Genomic DNA, 26,382 nt, shown 5'->3' with positions numbered 1-26,382 from the left:
TTCCCCCTCTCTAAATGGCTAAAAGTTTGCTCCAAAAGATACGGGAGGCTATCACACTATGAAACTCAGTACCTCTATTTTGGCTCACAAGCTTAAGTCCAAATTTACCCTTCAGAATAAGAAAGCATTATCCGATGAATTGCACCTGGAGCAGGTTTTATTTTATTGTGATGGAAATGATATGCTAAGTCACAAAATCTATATTTGTTCTCAGGAGCAGGTTTCGGAGCAGGATTTGATAGTGCCGGAAGATGCGGTTCTTTTTTGTATTGGAAAGGTGCGCACCCAAAATACAGGAAGAAACGGACAGGTATTTCAGCTTGTGGATGACACTTCGCCTTTCGTATTATTCAATGAGATTCAGCGATTGTTTGAGTATTACAGCGGGTGGGATGAACGGCTCTGCGAGCTGGCCAATCAGGAGGGAAATATTCAGGAAATGCTGGATGAAAGCTTTCGAATATTTCGCAATCCGGTGATTGTAAATTCCGCCGATTATTTTGTGATAGGCTATTCCAGCGTGATTGATACCCGTTCGGAACTATCGGGTCTTGTGGATCCGGATGCAATCTTTGAGTACAGCGGTGAATGCCGTGATACGGAGCAGCAGCAAAACTTGATAAAAAAGAAAGGGTCCTATTTTTTCCCGGATTATATTACAGGCTCTAAAAGTCTTTGTGTAAATATTTTTGAGCATGATCGATTTGCTTATCGTGTTACTATGGTGGAGAGCTTGCGGCGTTTTGAGGCTTATGACGGTGCGCTTTTGGAACATCTTACCGGTTACATTAAAATGGCTTTGTCCAAGCAGTTGACCCTGCAGACAGATATGGGCTACCGTCTGGATCGGATTCTTTCCGACATTCTGCTGAATCCTGGGCAGGATGATGAGGTAACAAGGCAGTGGTTCTCGGAGTTTGGCTGGATGCCGGAGCATCGCTATTTTTGCATTAACTTGAAGGTGGCGGCCCTTGATCTGGAAAATATGACGGTTCGTTTTATCTGCAGCCATATTGAAAATATGCTTGGCAATTCCTGTGCTTTCCAATATGAAAACAATATTACCATTTTTGTAAATCTCACCCGGTTTGGCGGGGGGATTGATGATGCGATGGATAAAATTGTCTATTTTCTGCGGGATAGTTTTTTGAAGGCGGGGCTTAGCAATGAATTTACCGGATTTGAGGCGATTCATTATTATTACCGTCAGGCGGCGGTTGCCCTGGAGGTGGGGAACCGGCGGGCGCCTTTTCGCTGGATTCACCGATTTGATGAGATTGCCCTTGACTATCTCCTGGAACAGAGTAAGGGAGAGCTGCCTAAGGAATTGGTATGCTCTCAGAAGATATTGAGCCTTAAAACCTTTGACGAGGACCATAATACGGATTATTACAATACCTTAATGCTTTATGTGAAGAATCATTTGAATGCGGTGCAGACGGCAAAGCAGCTTTATATTCACAGGAGTACATTTCTTTACCGAATGGAGAAGATTAAGGAACTGATTCACCTGGAGCTGGATGATTATGATACGCTTCTGTATGTGATGATGACGTTTCGGATGATGGAGCTGGAAGGACCTTCATAAAGGAGAGCCTGAAATTCATTTCTTTTTTGGCACAATATTGTAATTCTTGTCTGTTCGTGCTAGAATAAGTCGAAGATAAGCAGCAGGACAAGGAGGGAGTTAACATGGAAATTATTCAGGATTTATTGGCAGCTATCGGCGTGGTGCTGAACGGCATTCCGCAGGGCTTGCTGGCAATCTCATTTGGATTTGCTTCGGTGCCTACGGCATTTGGATTTGTTATTGGTGCGGTAGCATGTGCGGCGCTGGGGTCAGTGGCCCCTATTTCTTTTCAGGCGGAGACAATTACCTTAGCCGGAACTATGGGAAGGAATATGAGGGAACGGCTGTCCATGGTATTTTATGCAGGCGTTGCCATGCTGATTTTGGGCGCATGCGGATTGCTTGGCGTGATTACGGAGTTTGCAGGGGACGTAATTGTCAATGCAATGATGGCAGGCGTAGGGATTATGCTTGCAAAGGTTTCTTTCAGCATGATTAAGGAAAATGTACTGGTGGGCTGCATCTCTCTGGCTACGGCAGCGGAAGTGTATTTTTTCTTTGGTCAGAATCTGGTTTATACCATTGTTATTTCTCTCATTGTTTCTTCTATAACGGCATGGGTCGCAGGGCAGGATATTGGGGGAGGCATGACGGAGGAGATGGGCGGACTGGAGCTTAAAAAGCCTGCTTTCAATTTGAGAATTCTGCGGGGAGCGCTGGCTCTGTGCTGTCTGACCATAGGGGGCAATATTGCTTTTGGCTCTATTACCGGCGGAATTGCCGGAGCAAATGCGAATATTGACCATCTGACGCTTTATTCAGGCTTAGCGGATGCGGTAAGCTCTCTCTTTGGCGGCGGTCCTGTGGAGGCGATTATTTCCGCTACGGCAGGCGCCCCGAATCCGGTGCTGGCCGGTGTGCTGATGATGGCAATTATGGCAGCGATTTTGTTTGTGGGGCTGCTTCCTAAGATTGGCAGGTTTGTACCGAATCAGTCCATAGCTGGATTTCTCTTTATTCTTGGCGCAGTGGTGACGTTGCCAACTAATGCAGCCGTTGCCTTTTCCGGAACGGCGCCAGGGGATAATATTGTGGGCGGTGTGACCATTGTGGTGACTGCAGCTGTGGATCCTTTTGTGGGTATGCTTGCAGGACTGGCTTTGAAGATGCTTTTTAGTATTGGGATTGGTGTATAGAACTGCATGTATATTTTACTGGTATGCATTAGAGCGGTGGAATAGTTACGAGAATGTGATGTTTTAGATGGAGGACGAAGAAAATGAATTACTATGAACTCTCGGTGGCAGGCGTAACCCGTCAGCTTCCTATTATGCGGATTGCTCCGGATTTGGCGATTGCCAGCTTTGTGATTCTGGGGGACTGCGAGCTGGTTACGAAGGCTGCGCCTCTTCTGGAAAAAAAGCTTCCCGAGGTGGATTATATTGTTACGGCGGAGGCGAAAGGAATCCCGTTGGTACAGGAGCTGTGCCGTCTGCGGGAGCTGCCCTATTACATTGTGGCACGTAAAAGCATTAAGCCTTATATGGATCAGCCTTTGACGGATGAGGTGGTGTCTATTACCACTCAGAAGGTTCAGACACTTTGTCTGGACGGGAAGGATGCAATGCTGCTTCGAGGCCGACGGGCAGCGATTGTGGATGATGTGATTTCCACAGGGGAGTCTTTAAGTGCTATTGAGCGTCTGGTGGAAAAAGCGGGCGGAAAGATTGAGGCACGGGCTGCGATTTTAGCTGAAGGTGATGCGGCGAAACGGGAGGATATTATTTATTTGGAGGAACTTCCGCTGTTTCCTGTATCTTAATTCGGATGAAGCGAAATTTTGAATTGGCATTCCATAATAATAGATGATAAGGGATTGTCTTATATTAACGATGGTCTTTTAATCTTAGTCATATGATTATTTTATAGCTTTGGTGAGACGATTCTATGTGCTGTTGAAGGCATAGAAAGATACCTCTTCACATATATTATAACAGCATATATGGAAGGGGTATTTTTATGGACAAAAGTTCCGAATATAACTTGTATAAAGACATACAGACCCGGACCGGCGGCGAGATCTATCTGGGCGTGGTGGGCCCGGTGCGAACCGGAAAATCTACCTTTATTAAACGGTTCATGGATCTGTGCGTGCTGCCGGGGATTGAGGATGAGAATGCCAGAACCAGGGCAAGGGATGAGCTGCCCCAGTCGGCGGCAGGGAAAACGATTATGACTACGGAGCCAAAATTCATTCCCAAGGAGGCCGTAGAGGTGCGGATCTCCGGGGATGTGGCGGTAAAGGTACGGATGATTGACTGTGTGGGCTTTATGGTGCCCGGCTCTGAGGGACATATGGAGGATGATGCGGAGCGGATGGTGAAGACGCCCTGGTTTGATTATGAGGTGCCGTTTACCCAGGCGGCGGAGCTGGGGACGAAAAAGGTTATTACGGATCATTCCACCATCGGGATTGTAGTGACCTGTGACGGGTCTTTTGGGGATATTCCAAGGGACAATTACATAGAACCGGAGGAGCGGACCGTGAGCGAGCTTAAAAAGCTTGGGAAACCTTTCGTGATCCTTTTAAATTCGGAGAAGCCTTACAGCGATCCGGTCTCCGGTATGGCGGCTAAGATGGAGGAGAAGTATGGTGTATCTGTGCTTCCGGTGAATTGTGAGCAGCTTCGTAAAGAAGATGTTACACGGATTTTGGAACAGATTCTCTATGAGTTTCCGTTGGCGAAGGTGGAGTGCTATGTTCCTAAGTGGGTGGAAATGCTGCCGATGGAGCATCGAATTAAGCAGGATGTGATTGCAAGGCTGCGTGAACTGGCTCAGAAATTGAATACTATTCGGGATGTGACCCCGGAAAATCTTCAGACCGAGAGTGAATTCATTGATCGGATGAAGTTGGATCAGATACATATGGACTGCGGAACGGCCAAAGTGAATATGGAGATAGACGACCGGTATTACTATGAGCTTTTAAGTGAGCTCACGGGAAGCGAGATTCTGGGAGAATATGAGCTGATGTCCCTGATTCGGGAGCTGTCCAAGATGAAAAAAGAGTACGAGAAAGTAGCTACGGCTATTACCTCTGTGCGGCAGAAGGGCTATGGCGTGGTAATGCCGGATCAGGAGGAAATCACTTTAGAAGAACCGGAATTGATTCATCAGGGGAATAAATTTGGGGTAAAAATTCGCTCCATTGCGCCCAGCATCCATTTGATTCGGGCAAATATAGAGACAGAGATTGCACCGATTGTGGGAAGCGAGGATCAGGCAAAGGATCTGATTTCTTACTTAAAAGACAGCGGCGGAGAGAATGAGAGTATTTGGAGCACAAATATTTTCGGAAAATCGGTGGAAGAACTGGTGGAGGATGGAATTCGCGGGAAAATCTATCAGATCGGAGACGAGAGCCAGGTAAAATTGCAGGAAACCATGCAGAAAATTGTAAACGACAGCAACGGCGGATTGGTTTGTATTATTATCTAGCTATGAGCCGGGCGTGGAAGAAAATAAGAGAACCGAATGGGGTGCTGGCACACCAGGCGGTTCTCTTATTTTCTTTCACATGCGGCGACAGCCGCAAAACGAGGAAAGCCGGATGGCTTTCCGAGGTGACCGGCGAACGTTGCCAAAGCCTTCAGGCCGGGCATCACACCCTCCCCAACTCCCAAAACGCAACCGCACTTGCCGCAGCGACATTAAGTGAATCCACTCCATGATTCATAGGAATACACACCGTATAATCACAGGCATTTATGGTATCTTCTGCTAATCCCTCTCCCTCATTTCCCAGCACGATAGCCAGCTTTTCAGCAGTTTTTAGGCGTGGGTCCGTGACAGAAAGGGAATTCTTTTCCAAAGCCATAGCAGCGGTAACAAATCCCAGATCTTTAAGTATGCGAATATCCGCTGGAGGCTGCTTTGGAAGCTCTCGGTCAAAAAAGGACCAGGGGATTTGGAATACGGTTCCCATACTAACCCTTACGGCTCTCCGATACAGAGGATTGCTGCATGCAGGGGTAAGTACGATCGCATCTATATTTAAAGCTGCCGCATTACGGAAGATAGCCCCCACGTTAGTAGGATTCATAACATTTTCCAGTACGGCGATCCGGCGTGCCCCGGCACATACGGTTTTCAAATCCGGAAGAATGGGACGATGCATGGCGCACAAAGCCCCTCTTGTCAGCTTGAAGCCTGTGAGCCGGGTCAGAACTTCAAAGTCGGCGGTATAGACAGGAATTTCCTCACAGCGGGCAATAATCCCCTTTGCCTCGCCGTCTATATGTTTCCGTTCCAGAAGAAGAGATACCGGAGCATACCCGGCGTCAAGAGCCCGTTCAATCACTCTGGGACTTTCCGCAATAAAAAGTCCCTGCTCCGGCCCTTGAAGATTCAAAAGCTGATTCTCCGTAAGGCGTGCATATACATCCAGTTCAGGTGCATGAAAATCTGTGATCTCAATAATATTCGGCATGTCTGTCTCCTTTAGCGTCTCTTTGAACGAGATACTTGTAATAAATGAATTATAGTATTAGCTGGGAAAAATCACAATAAGAAACCGCAAAAGTCTGTTATTTCATTGGCTGTTCTATGTTGAATGAGATGTTTAAATATAGTATGATATAAGGCAAATTAAGGAAATATCCTTCTGGTATACCTTTATGCACAAAAAACCTGTGCAAATTATGGAAACACCCTCCGGGTATACCTCTATGCACAAAAAACCTGTGCAAATTATGGAAAGGATTCATCAAATCTTATGGGACTAAACGACACAGCATGGAAAAGTCTTTTCGATAAATACAACATCTTAGACCTTATCGCCCGCCAGGGTCAATTCACCATATCTGCCGCCCGGATAAAGGAATTTCGTGAGCCAAGGCTAATGACCAAATTCGATCACAAAATCAACCTCCCGAAAATATTTGCGGAGAATCATTTAGCCATTCTCCCCATTACCAGAGGTGACTATGTGATTTCCTCTTTTCAAGCTTACAAAGACTTTCCTCTGCCGGAGGGGGAACCAGAGAGAATCACGATTCCTATGCATATTCAGACTCTTATGCCCAAATTCCTGGTAAGTGAAGCGATTGCCCTTAATTGTGCCAACGCCTGCGGAATCCTTAAGGACTTTTTAGAAGAAGATATGCTGATTCCCACAGTCAGCGGCCGTATGAGCTCCGGTTCCTTTGAATTTCGAATAGATACAGAGGCGGGGCAGCAGACTCTTTTGGTCAGCAATTCACAGATTGAGATTGATGCGGCATACGAGGGTGTGGGGAGTCTTTCCTTATTTGAGGCCAAGAGGGACTTAGCCGACGACTTTCTGGTACGGCAGATTTACTATCCTTTAAGAGCCTGGAGCAGCCGCATTACAAAGCCGGTGAAACCTGTATTTCTGGTCTTTTCCAATGGCGTATTTCATCTTTATCAGTATCATTTCGAAGATCCCATGCATTATAATTCTCTGGGGCTTGTGAAGCAGAAAAGTTATGTTATTGCTACGGAAATTACTTTGAATGACATTGAAAATATTTTAAAGACCGTACCTTTGGAGCCGGAGCCTGCTATTTCCTTCCCCCAGGCAAACAGTATGTCACGAATTATTAATCTTATAGAGCTTCTTCACGAAAAGCCTATGACAAAGCAGGACATTACAACGGAGTATGCTTTTGACGAACGGCAGACCAATTATTATACGGATGCAGGGCGCTATCTGGGGTTCATTGAAAAGATCAGTGACCATAGGAATGGAACGATTACCTTTCTGCTTTCAAGCTTGGGACATTATATTATGGAGCTTGGCTATCGGGAACGCCAGCTTGCCATTGTCACACAGATTCTTAAGTACAGAGCTTTCCACGAGACGCTGAAAACCTGTCTGCAGTGCGGTGAGATGCCTGATTCCCGAACAGTAGTAGAAATTATGAAGAAATCTCAGCTTTTCCAGGTAAAATCCGAAAGTACATATGTAAGGCGCTCTTCTACCATTGCAGGATGGATTCGTTGGATTTTGAATATTGCACAGATAGAAACAAAATAGCAGGCATACAGTAAGCGTACGGCCAGCAAGACCGCTTGAAAGATTACGGGAAATATAAAATTAAATTTCGGAGCATTGAATAGGAAGTCTAAAATTGTTATACTGAAATAATAAGAGTGAAAAGCCTTTGACAAGAAAGGAGGCATCCGCGGTGCAGACAGTAGGAATTGGACATCAGAATTTTGAACAGGTGATTACAAAAGATATTTTCTATATAGATTAGACCCATTTTATTAAGGAATGGTGGGAATCGGAGGATCAGGTAACACTGATTACCCGTCCCAGGCGTTTTGGAAAAACCCTGAATATGAGTATGACAGAGCAATTCTTTTCCGTAAAATATGAGAACCGGGGAGAGCTGTTCGAGGTTCTCTTTGGGGATCTGGAAGCGATGAATGAGTATATGAATCGTGTGTCAGAGGAGACCTTTAGTTTTTTGATACGGGAAAGAGGGCCTCGGGGAAGCCGGAGCCGAAAGAGGATGGGGATGATGCCATTATTATTGAATTTAAGGTTTTTCGCCCGGCAAAAGAGCAGACTATGGAGGATACGGTGCAGGATGCGCTGAATCAGATACAGAATAAGAAATATGGTGCATTGCTGGAGGAAAAAGGGATTGCGGCCAAGCGGATTCGAGCTTATGGGTTTGCTTTTTCGGGTAAAGATGTGTTGATTGGAATGTAGGTTGTAAGGGTCTGTCACAAAATAAGGCATTCGTCATTTCCATATCCCATGTTCGGACTATGGAAAAGCCGGATGCCTTATTCCTTTGCCACAGACCCACAGAAGTTTTTTGTACAAAGACTGTAACGAATTCCAATTTTGAAGCACTTACTGATAGAAACAAAGAAACACCTTGCGGGCATCTTCCGTACGCCCAAAGAGTATGGACGAATTGGGGAAACACCCTACAGGTATACCTTTATGCACAAAAACATGTGCGGATCAAGGAAAGGGGGGAGAAAGTGGAGTCTCTTGAGGAAATTTATCAAAAGCATGCCCAGACTGTGTATGCATATTTGCTGAGCAGGACGAGGAACAGTGATCTGGCGGAGGAGCTGACCCAGGAGACCTTTTTCCAGGCTGTCAGAAGTATCGGAACCTTTCAGAGAAACAGCAGCATCACCACTTGGCTGTGCGGAATTGCAAAGAATCTGTTGCGCCAGCATATAAGAGAGAGCAGCAAAACGCAGTCCCTGGAGGAAATGGAGGGTGCGGCGGGGACGAGCGGGCCGGAGGAGGAGCTTTGCCTTCAGTGGGACAGCCTGGAGGTTTTAAAGCTGCTCCATAAATTAAAGGAACCCGTTCGAGAGGTCATGTACCTGCGGCTGATTGGGAATCTTAATTTTGGGCAGATTGGAGAAATCATGGGAAAAAGTGAAAACTGGGCCCGGGTGAATTTTTACCGGGGAAAAGAGAGGATCAGAAAGGAGGCGCTGAAGCATGAAGAATAGTATACCCTGTGCTCTGGTTCGGGATCTGGCTCCCCTCTATGCAGAGGATCTGGTATCCGGTGAGAGCAGAAACCAGTTGGAAGCACATGTACAGGAATGTAAGGAATGCAAAGCCTACTATGACAGAGTGACAAAGGAAATGGAGTGTGAAAAAATGGAAGAAGTAAAACAGGGAACCATGGAAATTGATTATATGAAGAAGATTCGTGGGTATCAAAGGATAAACACCATTCTGGGAGCAGTGGTAAGCTTCTTACTGGGCGTATTTCTGCCGGTTGGAATGGTGGGAATATCCGTATTTGCACGGAACGGAATTCCTGATTACTATTGGGCCCGCCTGCAGCTTGCCTGGCCCCTGGCAATTTTGCGGATGCTTGTGTCGGGAATTGTTGTGTGCGTGATCTATTGCATAATAAACCGGTTGATTCGAAAAAGGTGGAAAATGAAGTAGTATTGAAAGAAAAATTTACGGCATAACCAATAAACAGCAGGCAGAAAGGCCCGGATATCCCAGAAGACGTGTCAGCGCAAGCGGAGCAGGGAGGGATATCCGGGCCTTTCTGTCTGTGTCCGTCTTTCAAATTCAAGACTGCAAGATGCACAAGCTCTCAGTTTTTCTCATAACTAATTTTACTACACCACTAGATTCGACAATACAGATGCCGCCTTCACTTCTTCAGCAGTGACTTCGCAGTTCCTACAATCGGACAGAGTGATGCCCTCCTGGATAAGAAGCGTGGTAAGCGCCAGTTCTGCGGTGGGAATCATAGGAACTTTTCCAAGCAGTGCAGCAATCCAGTGGGCCTCGGAAGAGGCATAGGCAAACTCATTCGGCTGTGTATTTTTCCAGCGGAAATCCATTTTTTCCAGATCACCTGTACAGTCAAGTTCCGTGTCACAAATGGTGGTATGGAAGCTGAAAGGATCCAGCTTAATACCACCCTTGGTGCCAAGCAGGATACCAGGATCCATAGAATCAAGGTGAACAGCCCAAGATTCAAAGAGATCCATAGTCATGTCGTTTTCAAAGCGCACAAAACCAACCCCCAATTCCTCCACATCATAATGCCCGCTGCTGCGGCGTGCTTCATCCATATCAATCTTCTGATACAGCTTCCCGCTCATTCGAGTGGGAGCAGGCAATCCCATTAAATATAATAAAAGAGAGATATGATAAACTCCAAAATCATAAAGAGCGCCGCCTCCGGAAAGCCGCCTTTCTACAAAGTCTGCGCTTCCAAAGCCATCTACATAAGGACGGTTCCTTCTGCGGAAACCTACAGAACGGGCATGGTAGATTTCTCCAAGAGCACCGCCGTCCACAAGACGTTTGGCTGCCCTGGCGTAAGGGCGATATAGAAAGCCAAGCTGGATGTGAAGCGTTTTCTGATTGCGTTTGGCGGCTTCCAGCATGGCAAGCCCATCTGCATAGGACATGGCCAAAGGCTTTTCACAGTAAACATGCTTTCCGGCATTCAGAGCAGCAATTGAGACGGGGGCGTGGAGATGATTGTGCAGGCAGATGTCTACGGCATCAATGTCTTTCTGTTGGATGAGCTGATGGATATCCGTATAAACATTGGGAATTCCCCATTTCTTTGCACAACATTCTGCAGACTCCTGTGTGCGGCTGCAGACAGCAATCACTTCAGCTTCCGGAATCTCCTGATAAACACTTAAATGCTTCTGAGAGATCATTCCGGCTCCGATAAGTCCAATTCGTATCTTCCCCATAATATGTGTCCTCCCCATAAAAAGTAAATCGTTTTTATGAAAACCCTAATTGACAACAGTTTTGCATTGCTTATTGAAAAAGTCAAGCATAAAATTCAGTCAAAATAGCAAGATAGAATAAAAAAGCCATACAAAATAAGGCGGTTATACAAAATGACGAAAAAAGCATGCGAAATTTGTAGAATTTTGACTATAGACAAACGTGTGAAAAAAAGTTATCATTCAGATAACCGATTACGTAACCGATTACGTCAACAAACGGTTCAAAAATTATAGGAGGGTTTTGCGATGAAAAGGATATTGGCATTGTTACTATGTGGAGCGCTTTGCTTGTCAACATTGACGGGGTGTGGTGCAAAGGAGGAAAAAGCAGCAGAAACACCTGCACCAGTGACGGAGGAAAACAGTGAAGAAACAGAGACTTCGGAGGGTACAGGAGATGGGACCATTGATTATAACGGAAAAAACAAACTGGCTATGTTTGGCCCGTTGACAGGAGACAATCTGCAGTATGGTGTTAAGATCAAAAATGGTGCAGAGTTGGCATTGAATCAGTTCAATGAGGAACATGGAACAGAATTTACCATTGAATTTATGGATGACAAGGGTGACCCCAACGAAGCAGTCAATTTGGCGAATAAGATTGTATCTGATGATACGGTGTTCTGTGCCCTTGCAGGTTATGGTTCCTCTTGTGCTATGGCTACGGCTCCTGTTTTTGATGAGGCTGAGCTGCTGTTAATGGGAGTTGCAGCTTCTCATGCGGATCTGCCAGGTATGGGGGATTACATTTTTCCAGTTCCTATGAGTGCCCGTTGGGAGAGTGTTGGCTTTGCTGAGATTATGAAGGAATGCTTCGGCGCAGGCAAGCTGGCCATTTTGTATCAGAATACGGACCATGGAGTACAGACCTGCGAGTATATAAAGGAGGCTTGGGAGTCCTACGGAGGAGAGATTGTTGTATATGAAAGCTTCGTTCCGGGCGAGACAAAGGATTTTTCTGCTGTTCTGTCGAAGATTAAGACGGAGGAACCGGATATCTTTTATGCCAGCGCAGCCTACAGTGATGCAGCACAGATCTTCATGCAGGCGAAGCAGTTGGAACTGGATGCGCAATATGTAGGGCCAGGTATGTGTTTGAATGAGGAATTTACGAATTTGATTGGAAACAACATTGATGGAACCTATATATTGAGCTCAACTCCCTGCTTCCTTCCCTCTGTTTTGGAGGCAGGAAATGTGGACGAGGCAACCAAGAAATTTATTGATGACTATGAAGCAGCATATAATGAGACGCCGGACGGTTTTTCTGCACAGGGCTATGATTCTGTGAAGATTGTTCTGGACAGTGCACTGAAGGCAGGGACAACAGATACGCCGGCTGTGGCAGAACAGATACTTGCAATCCGCAGCTATCCGGGGCTTTCCGGTTTAAATATGGCTTACAACGAAAACAAAGAGATGAATAAGGGAATTTATACATTTGAAATCAAGGACGGAAATTTTGTTCCGGTAAATTAGTAGACTTGGTATATCTGTGGTATCTGTTGTACGTATCACGGCAGATACCGCAGAATTTTTTTGGAGGGACCATATGTTAATACAGCAGATTGTAAACGGTTTTACAATCGGAAGTGTATATGCGTTGGTAGCCATTGGCTTCACAATGGTATTTGGTGTACTGGAATTAACAAATTTCTCTAATAGTTCCTTGTATATGTTCGGCGCATATATTACATTCTTATTCTACACTGCAACGGGGATTCATTTTTTCCTGGCATTTGGTATCAGCATTGTACTGACGGGACTTTTGGGCTATAGCATTGATCGCTTTGCCCTCCAGCAGCTTCGAAAAAAGAAAGCGCCAAAGCTTTCCGGGCTGATTACTACCTTGGGAATGTCCATGGTCGTGGATAATGCTATTATGGTTTTTTTCGGGACAGACAGTAAATCCTTTGAGAATTTTCTGGATTTTGGAAAAATTCATATTGGAAATGCTGTGGTGACCTGGACACAGATTATTATTTTGGTGGCAGCCTGCATCTTGATGATAGCACTTTCTATCATTACTTACCGCATGAAGATCGGTAAAGCTATGGGAGCTATTGCACAGAATCAGGACGCAGCAAAGCTGATGGGAATTGATACGGATAAAATCATTTCTCTGACTTTTATTATCAGTGGTTTTCTGGCTTGTATTGCAGGAACGATGGTTGCTATGTATTATCGAAGCATTGACACAGCCATGGGTTCGTCCATTGGCATTAAGATTTTTGCGGCTGCTGTTCTGGGCGGTGTGGGAGTCTTGCCAGGTGCAGTTGTCGGGGGACTTGTGCTGGGTATTGTGGAGACGATTGTTTCTGCGTATATCAGTACAGGCTATCGGGATGCAATTTCCTTTTCCATTTTGATTTTGGTACTTCTTGTAATGCCGAATGGCTTGTTTGGGAAAAAGGCTATTAATAAAGTGTGAGGTGAGTGGCTATGATAGAAAAATTGAGTACATGGCTGGTGAGTTATAAGCGGCCGCTGTTAATTATCACAGCACTTCTCGCAGTGCTGTTCCCATGGATTTTTTCTTCAAAATATGTGCTTCGGATTGCAATTTTGTGTCTGATGTACTGTATGCTGTGTGTAAGCCTGAATCTGATGGCAGGAATTTTGGGACAAATTTCTTTTGGACATGCGGCTTTCTGGGGAATAGGTGCTTACACAGCAGCAATCTTGAGCAAAAATTATGGCTGGAATGGGGTTGCAGCACTTTTTATGGCTGCTTTGGTGGCCGGTTTGTTTGGACTTCTTCTAAGCTTGCCTGTGATGCATTTGAAGGGATACTATTTTACAATTGTTACTATGGTATTTTGCCAGATTATCCGTGTCATTGAGATTAACTGGATGACTTTGACCAATGGACCGCTTGGCATCATGGCGATCCCCAAGATAAGCCTCTTTGGAGTTACTTTGAAATCACAGCGGGCATATTTTTATGTGATTCTGTTCCTTCTGGTGGTAACAACAATCATTGTACAGAAGATTATTCACTCACGTATGGGGTATGCAATCCTGGCAATCAGAGATGATGAACTGGCAGCGGGAGCTATGGGGATCAATGTTTTCAAGTATAAGGTGTATGCAATTGTTATTTCCTCTATGCTGGCCGGTGCGGCAGGCTGCTTCTATTCTCTGTATACCAGTTACATCGATCCAAGCTGTTTCACCAATGCTATATCGAATAACATGTTGGTTATGGTGATTTTCGGAGGTCTTGGAAATGTGTTCGGAAGCTTTTTCGGGGCAACCGTGCTGACTATATTGCCTGAGGTTTTAAGAGGATTTTCGGAGTATCGGCAGTTGGTATACGGCGCACTTTTGGTATTACTGATGCTGGTTCGACCGGATGGATTGTTTGGCTCTGTAAATTTTAAATACATTGAACAGCGTTTAACATGGAAAAAAGAGAAGATAGGAGGTGACGGGCATGAGTGAGGTACTGTGTGCAGAGAACATAACACAGCGATTCGGCGGTCTGGATGCTTTGAAGAATGTAACGATGCATGTGAAGGAGGGCGAGATCATTGGCGTTATTGGTCCCAATGGCGCAGGAAAAACGACGCTGTTTAACTGCATTACCGGTATGTATCGTCCTACAGAGGGCAAAGTAAGCATGCTGGGAACAGATATCACTGGTTGGCGGCCTTATGAAATCACGGCCCATGGCTTTGCCCGTACCTTTCAAAATATACGATTGTTTCCCAAAATGACAGTGCTGGATAATGTTATGGTTGGCATGCATGTGCAGACAAAGCTGTTAGGAAAGGAACGATTCATTCCGGGAAAGGCAAAGAGAGCAATGAATGTGGCCATAAAGCGTGCAGAGGAATTACTGAAGCTCTTTGGTTTGTATGAGAATCGTTTTGAGATGGCCACCAGCTTGCCCTATGGCGATCAGCGCAAGGTAGAGATTGTACGTGCATTGGCTATCAGACCAAAGCTTTTGCTTTTGGACGAACCAGCAGCCGGTATGAATGGGGCAGAGACAGAGGAACTAGGTAAGCTAGTGTATAACCTGCGGGATATGGGGAATACCATCCTACTTATTGAGCACGATATGAGGTTTGTAATGAATATCTGTGACAGGCTGTATGTTTTGAATGACGGAGCATTGATCGCTGAAGGAACGCCCGCCGAGATACGGGCAAATCCCATTGTCATAGAAGCATATCTGGGAAAGGATGAGTGAGATGGCGCTATTGAAATTGGAAGATGTGACTGTAGATTATGGAAGCATCCATGCGTTGAAGAAGATTAATATGGAAGTGGATGGCGGCGAGATCATTACTCTAATTGGAGCAAATGGTGCAGGCAAGAGCACAACCATGAAGACGATTATGGGACTTGTGCCGTGTAAATCCGGAAAAATTATCTTTGACGGGATGGATATTACGAACTGGGAGACAAAGAAGGTAGTTCAGTCGGGAATCATCCTATCGCCGGAGGGAAGACAGGTGTTTCCCCGTTACTCAGTGAAAGACAATTTATATCTGGGAGCTTACCTGAGGCCGAAACAGGAGATTTCGGACAGTTTGGAGATGGTGTATCATTTGCTGCCCAAATTAAAGGAACGAGAAAGCCAGATGGCAGGTTCCTTGTCAGGCGGAGAGCAGCAGATGCTGGCTATCGGGAGGGCTATGATGGCGAAGCCGAGAATGCTGCTTCTGGACGAGCCGTCTCTGGGTTTGGCACCTTTGATTATTAATGAGATCTTTGGAATGATTGATGAGATTCGGACATTGGGAACTACAATTTTATTGGTGGAACAAAATGCGAGAATTGCATTAAAACATTCGGATCGAGCCTATGTTCTTGAAACAGGAACCATTGTATTGAGTGACAAGGCGGAAGATATGCTTCAGTCAGATGAAGTGCAGAAAGCATATTTTGGCGTATTATGAAGACTAAGGGAGAATAAAATAATGATTACACATACACAACGAGTAAAGGCAGCTTTAGAGGGAAAGATTCTGGATCGGCCGGCATTTGCTGCTTGGGGTCCCCATATGAATCTGGTGGATCGCAATGCGAAAGATTTTGCAAAGGCAACAATTGATTATCAAAATGCCTATAATTTTGACTTTATTAAAGTGATGCCCAATGGCATGTACTTTCCGGAAGCTTTTGGTCAGAAACTGCGTAATGCAGAGCATATTCTTGATGAGACCTGGCAGAATACAGAGATTAATGCAATTAATGACCCCCATGAATGGGCAAAGCTCAAGGTTCCCAGTATGAAGGAGGGTGTGTTTGCCCGAGAGATTGAGGCAGTAAAACGTATTGCCGATCATTTCCAAGGTGATGTACCGGTACTCCCTACAGTATTCAGCCCTTTTATCTGGATGGGTGAGATGACGGGAGGATTTTTCCGCCAGGAAACGATTTTGGCTCATTTCAAGTATTCGGAGGAATATGCGAAAATCGGTCTTCGGATAGTAAATGAAACGAATGAAATATTGATGGAAGAATTTGTAAAGGCAGGTGCAGACGGATTTTTCCTGGGCTATCAGGCAGGTATGGCAGGCTTGATGGGGAAAGAGATGTTTGAGGAATACGGCAAGAAGTACGACATTGCCAATATTGAAAAGGTCAAGGGAAAAACCTGGTTTAATATGGCCCACGTATGCCATGGTAATGCAGAATTGACCGAATGGTTCCTGGATTATCCGGTAGAAGCCTTTAACTGGGCGGACCAGGATCCGGAGCATCATTCTCTGGAAGAGATGCGGAAGCTAACGGATGCTGTTCTGATAGGCGGATTAAATCATTCCGTTAACGGAAGCTATCGGGATCTGTCGATTATGCTGAAATCTCCCTCGGATTTAAGCGGCGGGGATCGGGAGACAGTTAAGATGCGAGTCAAACGCAAGGTGGAGGCTGCGATCAGGGCGGCCGGCCCCAAAGTGATTATTTCCGGCGGCTGCGGCTGGGGAATCGGCTCTCTGCCGCGCTTTGGCCTTTGGGAAGAGGTTATGGAAGAAGTAGGTGCAGAAATAAATGCGGTAAAGTAAGGACAAAGAATATGAATAGGAAAGACAAAAATTATCATCAGTACATAGCAATTTTAAAAGAAGAACTTGTACCGGCCGGCGGATGCACAGAGCCTATCGCTATCGCCTATACTGCGGCAGTAGCCCGGAAAATCCTGGGGAAAATGCCGGAGCACATGGAGGTCTATGCCAGCGGTAATCTGATTAAAAATGCCAAGAGTGTTTACATTCCCAATGGCGGCGATCTGCGTGGTGTGGATGCGGCGGCTGTGCTGGGTGTGATTGGAGGGAATCCGGATCGGGAACTGGAGGTCCTTCTGGATATGCCGCCGGACAAAGTGGAAGAGACACGTCTTCTTCTGGAGAAGAATTTCTGCAAGGTATCGGTGTTGGAGAATTCGGAGGCTCTGCATCTTGTTGTTTGCTTATATGCAGAAGGCGAGAAGACAGAGGTTGAACTAAAAAATGCACATCTGCACATTGTCCGCATTGAGAAGGGCGGGAAACTTCTCTTTTGCAGCAAGGACGATGAGGGTAATGAAGACGGGCTTACGGACCATGATTGCCTGAGTGTGGAGAAAATCTATGATTTTGCTAATACATGCTGTCTTGAGGACATCTCCGAGGTATTGGAAAAACAGATTGCATGCAACCGAAAAATTGCAGAGGAAGGCCTGAAGAATTCCTGGGGTATCAATGTGGGTAAGCTGTATTATAAGAATGGCAGGTTTTTGCAGGCTTATGCAGCGGCAGCTTCGGATGCCCGCATGAGCGGTTGTAATATGCCCGTGGTCATCGTGTCAGGAAGCGGAAATCAGGGAGCAACCGCTTCACTTCCGGTGATTCTGTTTGCGGAAGAAAAAGGAATTGGACATGAAAGGCTGCTGCGTGCATTGGTGCTTTCAAACCTTATTACGATTCATTTAAAAAGCGGGATTGGACGTCTGTCCGCTTACTGCGGCGCCGTGTGTGCAGCGACGGGAAGCGGCTGTGCTATGACGTATCTGGACGGAGGAAGTCTTGAACAGATTGAACAGACCATAACCAATTCTATCGGGACTTCTTCGGGGATGGTTTGTGACGGAGCAAAGCCCTCCTGTGCAGCCAAGATTGCCACGAGTCTGGAGGGGGCTATTATGGCTTATGAATTGGCTATGCGCCATCAGGCCTTTTTGCCAGGCGAAGGAATTATTATGGACTCTGTGGAGAAGACAATAGGTGCAGTGGGATGTATGGCGAGTGAAGGAATGTATGAGACAGATCGGGTGATCTTAGATTTGATGACAAAGTAAAGGAGTGTATTATATATGAAGGAACAGAATTATTTGGATCATCTGGTGGGAGTATTTGGACAGCCAGTGGCAGAGAATCCAGGTGTTGTTATTCAGGATGCAGCATTTGAAGCCATGGGCCTTAAGCGCTGGCATTTTCTGACTCTGGATGTGGATAAGGATAAGCTGGGGGATGCTATTTGCGGACTGAAGGCTTTCAAGATGCGCGGCATCAACTGTACAATTCCCCATAAGATTGAGGTTATGAAATATCTGGATGAAATCTCTGAGAGTGCACGTCTCATTGGTGCTGTCAATATGATTGTAAATGATAATGGTCATCTTTTTGGAGAAAATACGGACGGCAAAGGCTTTATGATGTCTCTTGAATCCAATGGAATTGAGGTAAGAGGCAAAAAGGCTGTGGTATTTGGCGCAGGCGGTGCAGCTCGTGCTATTTGTGTTGAGATGGGGCTTGCCGGTGCGGCCGACATTATGATTGTAAACCGTGTACAGGATCGTGCTTTAGGAAATGCTTTGATGGAGATTATTCAAAAGAATACAAAGTCTGAAGTGCATTATGTAGATTGGGATGGTCCCTTTGCAATTCCAGAGGGGACAGATATTGTGGTTAATGCAACCTCTGTGGGGCTGTATCCGGATGTAGATGCGATTCCTAATATTGATTTGGATTCTATCAAGCCGGAAATGTTTGTGCAGGATGTGATTCCAAATCCTACCGAGAGTGCGTTTATCAAAGAAATGCAAAGAAGAGGGATTCCCTGTGCTACGGGTGCAGGTATGCTGATTAACCAGGCAGCCTTGAATATCGAGATGTGGACCGGAAGAAAGCCTGATAAAGGGGTCATGTATAAGGCATTAGAGGAAGCACTTTCCTAAAATCAGTAAAAGGAATAAAAACAGCAGAGATAATTCATGAAATATGCGCATGGACAAAATAAGCGGACTTTGTTAGACTATATGTGGCTTAAAGCGTAAACGGTTACGGTAAAAAACTAAAACGATGTTCGGAGGGGCTTTTCATATGGCAGTAACAAATAGGGACGTGGCAGCAGCAGCAGGAGTATCTACGGCAACAGTTTCTCATGTATTTAATGGGACTCGTTTCGTGGCGGAAGCAACAAAGCGGAGAGTGATGGAGGTGGCAGAGCAGCTGCAATATGTGCCGAATGTCAGTGCCAGCAGTCTCAGAAGCAACAAGTCCAAGCGTATCGGACTTCTTGTTCCATCCATTTCATCATATTTTTCGGTAGATATTCTTGATGCTGTAGAGCAGATTATGAAGGAAAACGGATATCAGGTAGTGCTTGGCTGTTCTCATGATGATTTGCAGCGGGAAAAGCAGCAGATAGACAGCTTTAATTTTCAGCAGGTGGATGGGATGCTGATGTTTCCGGCACCCGGGGATCACAGTTATCTCGATCAAATGCCCAGGAAGTATCCCATTGTGTTTATCGACCGTGATGCAGAAGCCTGTGATCGGGATTTGATAGTTGGTGATAACGAGCAGGCTACTTACCAGCTTGTCTGCCAGATGATTCGTGAGGGACATAGAAAGATAGGGATTATAAGCAGTAAAGAAAAATTGTCGTCTTTAAAAGAAAGAGTAATAGGATATAGAAGGGCTTTGGAAGAAAACGGAATTCCTTTTGAACCACAGTTTGTTCGTGAGGAGGAAGGTACGAAGGAAGGCGCATATCGGGCAACAGAGCAGTTGATTGAGGATGGAAGAGTGACGGTTATTTTGCCTTTATCTCCCGCTCTGACAATTGGATGTATGAGATGCCTTGTGAAACATCAGATTAAAATTCCGAAGGAAATTGCACTGGTAGGATATGGAGATTCTGAGTGGGCGGAGGTTACAAACCCACCCTTGACAACCATGTGGCATCCCTTATTTGAGATGGGGCAGCTGGCAGCCAGGAAGCTACTGCAGCGTATGGAAGAGAGTGAAAAGCCGGAGCAAAGGGGAACGATTGCACCCTATGAGACGGTTCGCCTTCCGATACGCTTGATTCGGAGGAAGTCCTTTTAGAAACAGGGAAGCGAAAGGAGAAATTGTAATGATTACACATACACAGCGTATTAAAGCAGCTTTGGAAGGAAAGATATTGGATCGCCCAGCCTTTGCAGCCTGGGGACCGCATATGAATCTGGTGGATCGCAATGCAAAGGATTTTGCCCGGGCTACGATTGATTATCAAAACTCATATCATTTTGATTTTATCAAGGTAATGCCGAATGGAATGTATTTCCCGGAGGCCTTTGGCCAGAAGCTTAAGGATGCGGAGTATGTTTTGGATGAGACCTGCTGGAATACACAGGTATACCGAATTAATGATCCCCATGAATGGGCCAAAATTAAGGTGCCAAGTATGAAGGAGGGAGCGTTTGCCCGGGAAATTGAGGCAGTAAAGCGTATTGTTGATTATTTTCAAGGCGATGTGCCGGTGCTGCCGACAGTATTCAGTCCTTTTATCTGGATGGGCGAGATGACAGGAGGTTTTAACCGGAAGGATGTGATTGTTTCACATTTTAAATACTCCGAGAAATACGCTAAGATCGGTCTGGAAATTGTAAATGAGACAAATGAGATTCTCATGGAGGAATTCATTAAGGCTGGAGCAGACGGCTTCTTTTTTGGCTATCAGGCTGGTATGGCAGAGCTTATGGGAAAGGAGATGTTTGAGGAATACGGCAGAAAATACGATATTGCCAATATTGAGAAAATCAAGGACAAGACCTGGTTTAATCTGGCACACATATGCCATGGAAATGCAGAATTGAGTGAATGGTTCTTAGATTATCCGGTGGATGCTTTTAACTGGGCAGATCAACATCCCGGACAGCATTCCTTGAAAGAGATGCGTGCACTGACGGATCGGGTGCTGGTAGGAGGATTAAACCACTCTGACAATGGAAGCTACACGGATCTGTCTGTGATTGTGAAGTCACCCTCGGATCTCAGCGGCTCCAATCGGGAGACGGTAAAAGCACACATCAAGAAAAAAGTTCAGCAGGCGATTAAGGACGCAGGCCCGAAGGTAATTATCTCCGGCGGTTGTCTTTGGGGAATCGGCTCTCTGCCCAGATTCCCGCTCTGGGAGGAGGTTATGGAGGAAGTTGGCGCAGAGATGAATGCAGAGGCTTCATACACCGGTTGAGGGAATTAAGATAGTAGATCTAATTGTTTTTGTGAAAGAAGTGGAGGGGCAGGAATAAAAATTTTTTGCCGTATCGAGTGCTTCCCGGGAATATAGAAGAAAAAACAGGAGAACTGCCTGCCTTTCGCATTTTTAGGATGCGGGGCAGGCGGTTTTTGCTTATTTTTGTGAACAGGGAACGGATTGCCTTTTTTGCAGACAAGTAATACGGATTTGCATGAATCCCGGAACGTGTTATACTAAAACTATCAAAAACCAAGGAGCATCATATGAGAAAGATATTGATTGTAGAGGACGATGAAAAGCTCTGCCGGGAGCTTCAGACTTTTCTTACGAATAACGGCTATCAGGCAGAGAGCCTGCCCCAGGGAGAATATGGGATACAGTCCATCTTAAATGCGCAGCCGGATCTGGTTCTTCTGGATCTGGGTCTTCCGGGGACGGACGGTCTGTATCTTTGCCGTGAGCTTCGGAAAGTCACGGAGCTTCCGGTGATCGTGATTACCAGTCAGAATACCCAGATGGCAGAGCTGATGAGCTTAAATCAGGGAGCCGATGACTTTGTGACGAAGCCCTTTCATCCACAGATTTTGCTGGCTCATATAGAAACTGTTTTAAAACGGGTTTACCGGGAGCCGGCGCCTGTGGAAAAGCTGAATTTAGGCCTTTTTACCCTGGATATGGCAAAGGCGGTTATTACCTCCAAGGCAGGAAGCACGGAGCTTACAAAAAATGAGCTGCGTATTCTGGACTGTCTGGCTCACCATCGAAATCAGATTGTGTCCAGAGACCAGCTTATTTCCCATCTGTGGGACAGTGAGCTTTTTGTGGATGACAATACGTTGACGGTCAATATGACCCGTCTTCGGGGAAAGCTGGAGGCAATCCAGGTTCGGGATGTGATACAGACAAAGAGAGGATTGGGGTACGTGCTGGTATGCGATACGGAATCTATGTAAAAGAGCGGCTGGGACAGCTTTTATTTGTAAGTGGCGTGATGGTTACGGCAGAGATTTTTCTTCTTACGGTTCGGGCAAATCTGGTGGTGAGTATTTACACGGCCCTTTGCTTTTATGGGGTGTACTTTCTCATTTCCTGGGCAGAATTTTGGAGGAAAAAGATTTATTTTCACAATATAAGGGAAAGTCTTGGGGGCCTTGACAAAAAATATCTTCTGCCGGAGATGCTTGGATATCCGAAGAATCAGGAGGAGCGGCTTTTAAAGGAGATCATTGAGGACCTGGGAAAGTCTATGACGGATCACGTGAGCTGCTATAAAACTGCGGAAAAGGAATATAAGGAGTATATTGAGCTTTGGATTCATGAGGTGAAGACGCCCATTGCGGCGGGAAAGCTGATGGTGGAGAATCATCGGACAGAGGTGGCGGCGGAGCTGGAGGAGGAGCTTGAAAAAATTGAAAATTATACGGAGCAGGCCCTTTTCTATGCACGCAGCGCCCATGTAGAGAAGGATTACCTTATTCGAGCCGTAAGCCTGAAAGAGCTTGTGACAGAGGCGGTAAAGCACAATAAGCGGGCATTGATTGCCAAGGGAGCCGGCATTGAGATGGAGGGGCTTGACACCCTTGTCTATAGTGATGAGAAGTGGCTTGCTTTTATTTTGAACCAGATTCTCTCCAATAGTATCAAATATTCGGACAAGAAGAGCTTGCGGCTTTCTTTTAAAGGAAACGCGGAACGGGAGCGAATCTGCCTGATAATCGGGGATAATGGCCGGGGCATCAAAAGCAGTGATTTGGACAGGGTTTTTGAAAAGGGGTTTACGGGAACAAGAGGAAAGCAGGCGGCCCAGGCTACGGGGCTGGGACTTTATCTTTGCAAGAAGCTCTGCCGCAGACTGGGGCATGGGATTGAGATTGCGTCTACAGAGGGAGAGGGCTGTCAGGTGACGCTTATTTTTCCTAAGGGCAGCTATGCGGCTGTGGGCATAGGCCGCAAAAGCTTACAAAAATGAAAGGCAGGTGTAAGGTGTTTCGATGGTACAAAAAGTGCAGCTTTTCTATAATCAAAGCATTAAATAGGAAAATCAGGAGAGGAGCGAAAAACGTACCATGGCTGTTATTTTAAATGTAAACAATATTGAAAAATATTACGGAAGCAAGGGAAGCGTCACAAAAGCCATAGACAATATCAGTTTTCAGGTTCAGGCCGGTGAATTTGTGGGGATTATGGGGGCCAGCGGAAGCGGAAAGACCACCCTGTTAAATTGTATTTCCACCATTGACCGGGTGACAAGCGGCGAAATTCAGGTGGGAGGACGGGATATCACGAAGCTTCGGGGAAATGCCTTAAATAAGTTCCGAAGAGAAGAGCTTGGCTTTGTGTTTCAGGATTTTCATTTGCTGGATACACTGACGGTTTATGAGAACATTGCGCTGGCTTTGTCCATCCGACGCATTTCGCCGGGGAGAATTGAAAAGAGTGTCAGGGAGGCTGCCAAAAGGCTTGGAATCACGGATATTTTAAATAAATATCCTTATCAGATCTCTGGCGGCGAGAAGCAGAGGACGGCGTCCGCACGGGCGATTATCGGGCAGCCGAAGCTGATTCTGGCGGATGAGCCTACGGGGGCTCTGGATTCTAAGGCATCCCGGATGCTCCTTGACTGCTTTGCGAGGATGAATCAGGAGCTTGGGGCAACGATTCTTATGGTGACTCACGATGCTTTTACGGCAAGCTATGCGTCCCGGATTCTGTTTATTAAGGATGGGGGGATTTTCAGCGAGATCCGTAAGGGGGAAGAGGACAGAAAGAGCTTTTTCAACCATATTATTGATGTGGTTACGCTGCTGGGAGGTGATTTGAATGATGTTGTTTAAATTGTCTCTGCGGAACCTGAAAAAGAGCTTTCAGGACTATACCATTTATTTTCTTACGCTGGTATTGGGAGTTGCGATTTTTTATGTATTTAATGCCTTGGATTCTCAGGGGGTTATGCAGGCTGTTTCTGCTTCAACCAGAGAGATTATCGAGCTTATGCTTGCAATGCTTGCCGGGGTTTCGGTTTTTGTGTCCGTGATTTTGGGCTTTCTCATTGTGTATGCCAACAATTTTCTGATTCGGAAACGGAAAAAGGAGTTTGGGGTGTATATGACTCTTGGCATGAGCCGTGGAAGCATTTCACGGATTCTTCTGGGGGAGACGGTGATTATCGGACTGATTTCTCTGGCAGTGGGGCTGATTATCGGCGTGTTTGCCTCTCAGCTTATGTCCATTCTTGTGGCACGGATGTTTGAGGCGGATATGGATTCCTTTACCTTTGTTTTTTCGCCGGGAGCAGCGGGAAAGACGGTGATTTATTTTGGGATCATGTATATTTTGGTGATTCTTTTTAATGCGGGGGCGGTGTCCCGGTATAAGCTGTTGGATCTGCTTACGGCCGGACGGAAAAATGAACGGGTGCGGATGAAGAGTCCGGTTTTGTCGGGGATTTTGTTTGTATTTTCTTTGGGGATTTTGGTGTATTGTTACTTGAGTGTTCTGGGGGTTTTTGGAAGTGTCAGTCGAAACCGGGTGATGGCTTTGATTGGTCTGGGAAGTTTGGGAACCTTTCTTTTTTTCTGGTCCCTGTCCGGGCTGATGCTGCGGATCGTTCAGGTAAGAAAGGGATTTTATTTAAGAGAACTGAATCTGTTTGTATTCCGGCAGATGAACAGCCGGATCAATACCATGGTTTGCGCTATGACGGTGATTTGCCTGATGCTGTTTCTGACCATTGGGGTTCTCTCCTGCGGTGTGAGTGTGAATCAATCTCTGACTGCGGAGCTTGAGGAACTGACGCCCAGAGATGTTTGTATGACCAAATCTATGGAGGCAGGAGAAAATCAGTCCCGGGCTGATGCGGCCAAAGGGATTGGGGAATATTTGAGGGATGCGGGCTTTGATGTGGAGGAAGAGCTTCGGGAGGGATACGTGGAGGTCTCTACCTATGTGACGCCGAAGCTTACCTGGGAGGACACCCTGGGGGAGAGTAAGGAACGAGTGATGGAGCAGTTTGCCATGCTGGACTGGACCCAGAAAGAGGAGCTGATATCTCTTTCCGAGTATAACCGGATGGCAGAGCTTTATGGGATTCCGACCTATGAGCTTTCGGAGGATGAATATCTGCTTTTGTGTACCTTTGATTCTATGAAAGTGATTCGGGATATGTCTCTTAAGGCGGGGGCGCCCCTGACAATAGGGGGAAGACAGTATGTTCCAAAATATCAGGAGTGCCAGGAGGGATACCTGAGTATGAACAGCTCCAGGACGGTTCTGGGGATCTTTGTACTGCCGGACAGCGCTTTTGAGGGGGATGAGCTTAAGCTCTACTGTAATTATCTGGCGGCGGATTACCGGGGAGAGAATGAGGCGGATCGGCTCCTTGCGGAGGAACGCCTTGCCGGGATTACGGACCATTCGCCGGTGTATGTGGTTTCGAAGATGATTCTTCGGGAGAGCAGTGTGGGAGTTGGAGCGATGATGACTTTTATTGCTCTTTATCTGGGAATGATTTTTCTGATTTCCAGTGCGGCGGTTTTGGCTCTTAAGGAGCTGTCGGAGGCTTCGGATAATCGGGACCGGTATGGGATTTTGCAGGAGCTTGGGGCGGATCAGGGGATGATTCGTAGGGGGCTTATTCGGCAGATTGGGATTTTCTTTTTGCTGCCTCTTTCCTTGGCTTTTGTGCATTCACTTTTTGGGGTGCAGTTTGTGAACCGGATGCTGGTGCTTTTTCATGGGGGATCTCAGCTTGGTGCTATTTTGTTTACGGCGGTGTTTATTTTGCTGATTTACGGGGGATATTTTTGGGCTACTTATTTTGGGAGCAGGAGGATTATTGAGGAGGGGGAGTGAGAGGGAACGGTTTAACACATTCAAGGCAGTTCTTTTGATTCGCCATGCAAATGATGACAAGCTATATTTGTATGATCTGGTAAATATAAAAAAAGAAACGGGTAAGCCGCTTGAGCAGTAGCCTGATTAGATACCCTTGGGGATGTCCGAAGGCGGATATCTCCGCAAGGGTATTTCTTTTCTGTTGCCAATTATACTGTTGCAAAATG

At 45.9% G+C, this 26,382-nt stretch carries 25 protein-coding genes and 1 pseudogene; 24 read left to right on the top strand and 2 right to left on the bottom strand.

Annotation, left to right across the window (positions count from 1 at the left end; translation table 11 throughout):
• Window positions 1–58 precede the first annotated feature (58 nt).
• From VSQ61_RS02060 to spoIVA, 4 genes are all read left to right on the top strand, one after another.
• Window positions 59–1,588 carry a PucR family transcriptional regulator gene (locus VSQ61_RS02060; protein WP_334342767.1) on the top strand — a complete coding sequence of 510 codons (1,530 nt, stop codon included), beginning with the start codon at window positions 59–61 and terminating at the stop codon, window positions 1,586–1,588.
• Between the two features lie 104 nt (window positions 1,589–1,692).
• A complete protein-coding gene (locus VSQ61_RS02055) occupies window positions 1,693–2,766 on the top strand; it encodes an NCS2 family permease (protein WP_334342766.1) in 1,074 nt (357 codons plus the stop codon).
• 83 nt (window positions 2,767–2,849) lie between these two features.
• Entirely contained in the window at window positions 2,850–3,392 is a 543-nt protein-coding gene (locus VSQ61_RS02050) for a phosphoribosyltransferase family protein (protein WP_334342764.1), read from the top strand.
• A gap of 197 nt (window positions 3,393–3,589) precedes the next feature.
• A complete protein-coding gene (gene spoIVA / locus VSQ61_RS02045) occupies window positions 3,590–5,071 on the top strand; it encodes a stage IV sporulation protein A (RefSeq protein WP_334342763.1) in 1,482 nt (493 codons plus the stop codon).
• A 163-nt stretch (window positions 5,072–5,234) separates the two neighbouring features.
• On the opposite strand, the gene VSQ61_RS02040 is transcribed toward spoIVA, so the two are convergent.
• Window positions 5,235–6,062: a TrmH family RNA methyltransferase gene (locus tag VSQ61_RS02040; RefSeq protein WP_334342762.1), complete on the bottom strand. Its 828-nt coding sequence runs from the start codon at window positions 6,060–6,062 to the stop codon at window positions 5,235–5,237.
• A gap of 285 nt (window positions 6,063–6,347) precedes the next feature.
• On the opposite strand from VSQ61_RS02040, the gene VSQ61_RS02035 reads away from it, so the two are divergent.
• From VSQ61_RS02035 to VSQ61_RS02015, 5 genes and pseudogenes are all read left to right on the top strand, one after another.
• On the top strand, window positions 6,348–7,631 hold the full coding sequence (locus tag VSQ61_RS02035) for a type II restriction enzyme (RefSeq protein ID WP_334342761.1): 1,284 nt from the start codon (window positions 6,348–6,350) through the stop codon (window positions 7,629–7,631).
• 151 nt (window positions 7,632–7,782) lie between these two features.
• Window positions 7,783–8,004: pseudogene (locus tag VSQ61_RS02030) on the top strand (AAA family ATPase); the annotation flags it as partial.
• A 122-nt stretch (window positions 8,005–8,126) separates the two neighbouring features.
• Window positions 8,127–8,315, top strand: a complete 189-nt coding sequence (locus tag VSQ61_RS02025) for a PD-(D/E)XK nuclease domain-containing protein (RefSeq protein ID WP_334342982.1) — start codon at window positions 8,127–8,129, stop codon at window positions 8,313–8,315.
• Between the two features lie 281 nt (window positions 8,316–8,596).
• A complete protein-coding gene (locus VSQ61_RS02020) occupies window positions 8,597–9,085 on the top strand; it encodes an RNA polymerase sigma factor (protein ID WP_334342760.1) in 489 nt (162 codons plus the stop codon).
• Complete coding sequence (locus VSQ61_RS02015; RefSeq protein ID WP_334342759.1) at window positions 9,075–9,536, top strand: zf-HC2 domain-containing protein; 462 nt, start codon at window positions 9,075–9,077, stop codon at window positions 9,534–9,536. The genes VSQ61_RS02020 and VSQ61_RS02015 overlap by 11 nt, the downstream gene beginning before the upstream one ends.
• 182 nt (window positions 9,537–9,718) lie before the next feature.
• Here the strand turns inward: VSQ61_RS02015 and VSQ61_RS02010 are convergent, their stop codons facing one another.
• Window positions 9,719–10,819: a Gfo/Idh/MocA family protein gene (locus VSQ61_RS02010; RefSeq protein WP_334342758.1), complete on the bottom strand. Its 1,101-nt coding sequence runs from the start codon at window positions 10,817–10,819 to the stop codon at window positions 9,719–9,721.
• A gap of 288 nt (window positions 10,820–11,107) precedes the next feature.
• On the opposite strand from VSQ61_RS02010, the gene VSQ61_RS02005 reads away from it, so the two are divergent.
• The 15 genes from VSQ61_RS02005 to VSQ61_RS01935 all read left to right on the top strand — a co-directional run bounded on the left by VSQ61_RS02005 (window position 11,108) and on the right by VSQ61_RS01935 (window position 26,294).
• Window positions 11,108–12,340, top strand: coding sequence for an ABC transporter substrate-binding protein (locus VSQ61_RS02005; protein WP_334342757.1), 1,233 nt, complete (start codon window positions 11,108–11,110; stop codon window positions 12,338–12,340).
• A 73-nt stretch (window positions 12,341–12,413) separates the two neighbouring features.
• Window positions 12,414–13,292, top strand: coding sequence for a branched-chain amino acid ABC transporter permease (locus VSQ61_RS02000; protein ID WP_334342756.1), 879 nt, complete (start codon window positions 12,414–12,416; stop codon window positions 13,290–13,292).
• A gap of 11 nt (window positions 13,293–13,303) precedes the next feature.
• Window positions 13,304–14,305, top strand: coding sequence for a branched-chain amino acid ABC transporter permease (locus tag VSQ61_RS01995; RefSeq protein ID WP_334342755.1), 1,002 nt, complete (start codon window positions 13,304–13,306; stop codon window positions 14,303–14,305).
• Window positions 14,298–15,059, top strand: coding sequence for an ABC transporter ATP-binding protein (locus tag VSQ61_RS01990; protein ID WP_334342754.1), 762 nt, complete (start codon window positions 14,298–14,300; stop codon window positions 15,057–15,059). The genes VSQ61_RS01995 and VSQ61_RS01990 overlap by 8 nt, the downstream gene beginning before the upstream one ends.
• 1 nt (window position 15,060) lies before the next feature.
• A complete protein-coding gene (locus VSQ61_RS01985; protein WP_334342753.1) occupies window positions 15,061–15,771 on the top strand; it encodes an ABC transporter ATP-binding protein in 711 nt (236 codons plus the stop codon).
• Window positions 15,772–15,792: 21 nt separating this feature from the next.
• Window positions 15,793–16,881: a uroporphyrinogen decarboxylase family protein gene (locus tag VSQ61_RS01980; RefSeq protein WP_334342752.1), complete on the top strand. Its 1,089-nt coding sequence runs from the start codon at window positions 15,793–15,795 to the stop codon at window positions 16,879–16,881.
• Window positions 16,882–16,892: 11 nt separating this feature from the next.
• Window positions 16,893–18,152: an L-cysteine desulfidase family protein gene (locus VSQ61_RS01975; protein WP_334342751.1), complete on the top strand. Its 1,260-nt coding sequence runs from the start codon at window positions 16,893–16,895 to the stop codon at window positions 18,150–18,152.
• A 15-nt stretch (window positions 18,153–18,167) separates the two neighbouring features.
• The gene (aroE, locus tag VSQ61_RS01970) at window positions 18,168–19,031 is read left to right on the top strand and encodes a shikimate dehydrogenase (RefSeq protein WP_334342750.1); all 864 of its coding nucleotides are present in this window, start codon (window positions 18,168–18,170) and stop codon (window positions 19,029–19,031) included.
• Window positions 19,032–19,176: 145 nt separating this feature from the next.
• A complete protein-coding gene (locus VSQ61_RS01965) occupies window positions 19,177–20,187 on the top strand; it encodes a LacI family DNA-binding transcriptional regulator (protein WP_334342749.1) in 1,011 nt (336 codons plus the stop codon).
• Between the two features lie 28 nt (window positions 20,188–20,215).
• Window positions 20,216–21,316 carry a uroporphyrinogen decarboxylase family protein gene (locus VSQ61_RS01960; RefSeq protein ID WP_334342748.1) on the top strand — a complete coding sequence of 367 codons (1,101 nt, stop codon included), beginning with the start codon at window positions 20,216–20,218 and terminating at the stop codon, window positions 21,314–21,316.
• A gap of 269 nt (window positions 21,317–21,585) precedes the next feature.
• Window positions 21,586–22,275, top strand: coding sequence for a response regulator transcription factor (locus VSQ61_RS01955; protein ID WP_334342747.1), 690 nt, complete (start codon window positions 21,586–21,588; stop codon window positions 22,273–22,275).
• Window positions 22,254–23,291, top strand: coding sequence for an ATP-binding protein (locus VSQ61_RS01950; RefSeq protein ID WP_334342746.1), 1,038 nt, complete (start codon window positions 22,254–22,256; stop codon window positions 23,289–23,291). The genes VSQ61_RS01955 and VSQ61_RS01950 overlap by 22 nt, the downstream gene beginning before the upstream one ends.
• Window positions 23,292–23,388: 97 nt before the next feature.
• Window positions 23,389–24,156: an ABC transporter ATP-binding protein gene (locus tag VSQ61_RS01945; RefSeq protein WP_334342745.1), complete on the top strand. Its 768-nt coding sequence runs from the start codon at window positions 23,389–23,391 to the stop codon at window positions 24,154–24,156.
• A complete protein-coding gene (locus tag VSQ61_RS01940; RefSeq protein ID WP_334342744.1) occupies window positions 24,143–26,173 on the top strand; it encodes an ABC transporter permease in 2,031 nt (676 codons plus the stop codon). Before VSQ61_RS01945 ends, VSQ61_RS01940 begins: the two co-directional genes overlap by 14 nt.
• Complete coding sequence (locus VSQ61_RS01935; RefSeq protein WP_334342743.1) at window positions 26,157–26,294, top strand: hypothetical protein; 138 nt, start codon at window positions 26,157–26,159, stop codon at window positions 26,292–26,294. The genes VSQ61_RS01940 and VSQ61_RS01935 overlap by 17 nt, the downstream gene beginning before the upstream one ends.
• Window positions 26,295–26,382: the final 88 nt, after the last annotated feature.

Origin of the sequence: Candidatus Merdisoma sp. JLR.KK006, assembly GCF_036941035.1 — a bacterium.
In the GTDB taxonomy this organism is placed as follows: Bacteria; Bacillota; Clostridia; order Lachnospirales; family Lachnospiraceae; genus Laedolimicola.
The sequence above is the reverse complement of the archived record's forward strand: the minus strand, read 5'-3'. Positions and strand labels throughout refer to the sequence as shown.

Bases quoted from the DNA above. Each gene is read 5' to 3' on its own strand.
- VSQ61_RS02060 (WP_334342767.1), top strand. From the start codon at position 59: ATGAAACTCAGTACCTCTATTTTGGCTCACAAGCTTAAGTCCAAATTT.
- VSQ61_RS02055 (WP_334342766.1), top strand. From the start codon at position 1,693: ATGGAAATTATTCAGGATTTATTGGCAGCTATCGGCGTGGTGCTGAAC.
- VSQ61_RS02050 (WP_334342764.1), top strand. From the start codon at position 2,850: ATGAATTACTATGAACTCTCGGTGGCAGGCGTAACCCGTCAGCTTCCT.
- spoIVA (WP_334342763.1), top strand. From the start codon at position 3,590: ATGGACAAAAGTTCCGAATATAACTTGTATAAAGACATACAGACCCGG.
- VSQ61_RS02040 (WP_334342762.1), bottom strand. From the start codon at position 6,062: ATGCCGAATATTATTGAGATCACAGATTTTCATGCACCTGAACTGGAT.
- VSQ61_RS02035 (WP_334342761.1), top strand. From the start codon at position 6,348: ATGGGACTAAACGACACAGCATGGAAAAGTCTTTTCGATAAATACAAC.
- VSQ61_RS02015 (WP_334342759.1), top strand. From the start codon at position 9,075: ATGAAGAATAGTATACCCTGTGCTCTGGTTCGGGATCTGGCTCCCCTC.
- VSQ61_RS02010 (WP_334342758.1), bottom strand. From the start codon at position 10,819: ATGGGGAAGATACGAATTGGACTTATCGGAGCCGGAATGATCTCTCAG.
- VSQ61_RS02005 (WP_334342757.1), top strand. From the start codon at position 11,108: ATGAAAAGGATATTGGCATTGTTACTATGTGGAGCGCTTTGCTTGTCA.
- VSQ61_RS02000 (WP_334342756.1), top strand. From the start codon at position 12,414: ATGTTAATACAGCAGATTGTAAACGGTTTTACAATCGGAAGTGTATAT.
- VSQ61_RS01995 (WP_334342755.1), top strand. From the start codon at position 13,304: ATGATAGAAAAATTGAGTACATGGCTGGTGAGTTATAAGCGGCCGCTG.
- VSQ61_RS01990 (WP_334342754.1), top strand. From the start codon at position 14,298: ATGAGTGAGGTACTGTGTGCAGAGAACATAACACAGCGATTCGGCGGT.
- VSQ61_RS01985 (WP_334342753.1), top strand. From the start codon at position 15,061: ATGGCGCTATTGAAATTGGAAGATGTGACTGTAGATTATGGAAGCATC.
- VSQ61_RS01980 (WP_334342752.1), top strand. From the start codon at position 15,793: ATGATTACACATACACAACGAGTAAAGGCAGCTTTAGAGGGAAAGATT.
- VSQ61_RS01975 (WP_334342751.1), top strand. From the start codon at position 16,893: ATGAATAGGAAAGACAAAAATTATCATCAGTACATAGCAATTTTAAAA.
- aroE (WP_334342750.1), top strand. From the start codon at position 18,168: ATGAAGGAACAGAATTATTTGGATCATCTGGTGGGAGTATTTGGACAG.
- VSQ61_RS01965 (WP_334342749.1), top strand. From the start codon at position 19,177: ATGGCAGTAACAAATAGGGACGTGGCAGCAGCAGCAGGAGTATCTACG.
- VSQ61_RS01960 (WP_334342748.1), top strand. From the start codon at position 20,216: ATGATTACACATACACAGCGTATTAAAGCAGCTTTGGAAGGAAAGATA.
- VSQ61_RS01955 (WP_334342747.1), top strand. From the start codon at position 21,586: ATGAGAAAGATATTGATTGTAGAGGACGATGAAAAGCTCTGCCGGGAG.
- VSQ61_RS01950 (WP_334342746.1), top strand. From the start codon at position 22,254: ATGCGATACGGAATCTATGTAAAAGAGCGGCTGGGACAGCTTTTATTT.
- VSQ61_RS01945 (WP_334342745.1), top strand. From the start codon at position 23,389: ATGGCTGTTATTTTAAATGTAAACAATATTGAAAAATATTACGGAAGC.
- VSQ61_RS01940 (WP_334342744.1), top strand. From the start codon at position 24,143: ATGATGTTGTTTAAATTGTCTCTGCGGAACCTGAAAAAGAGCTTTCAG.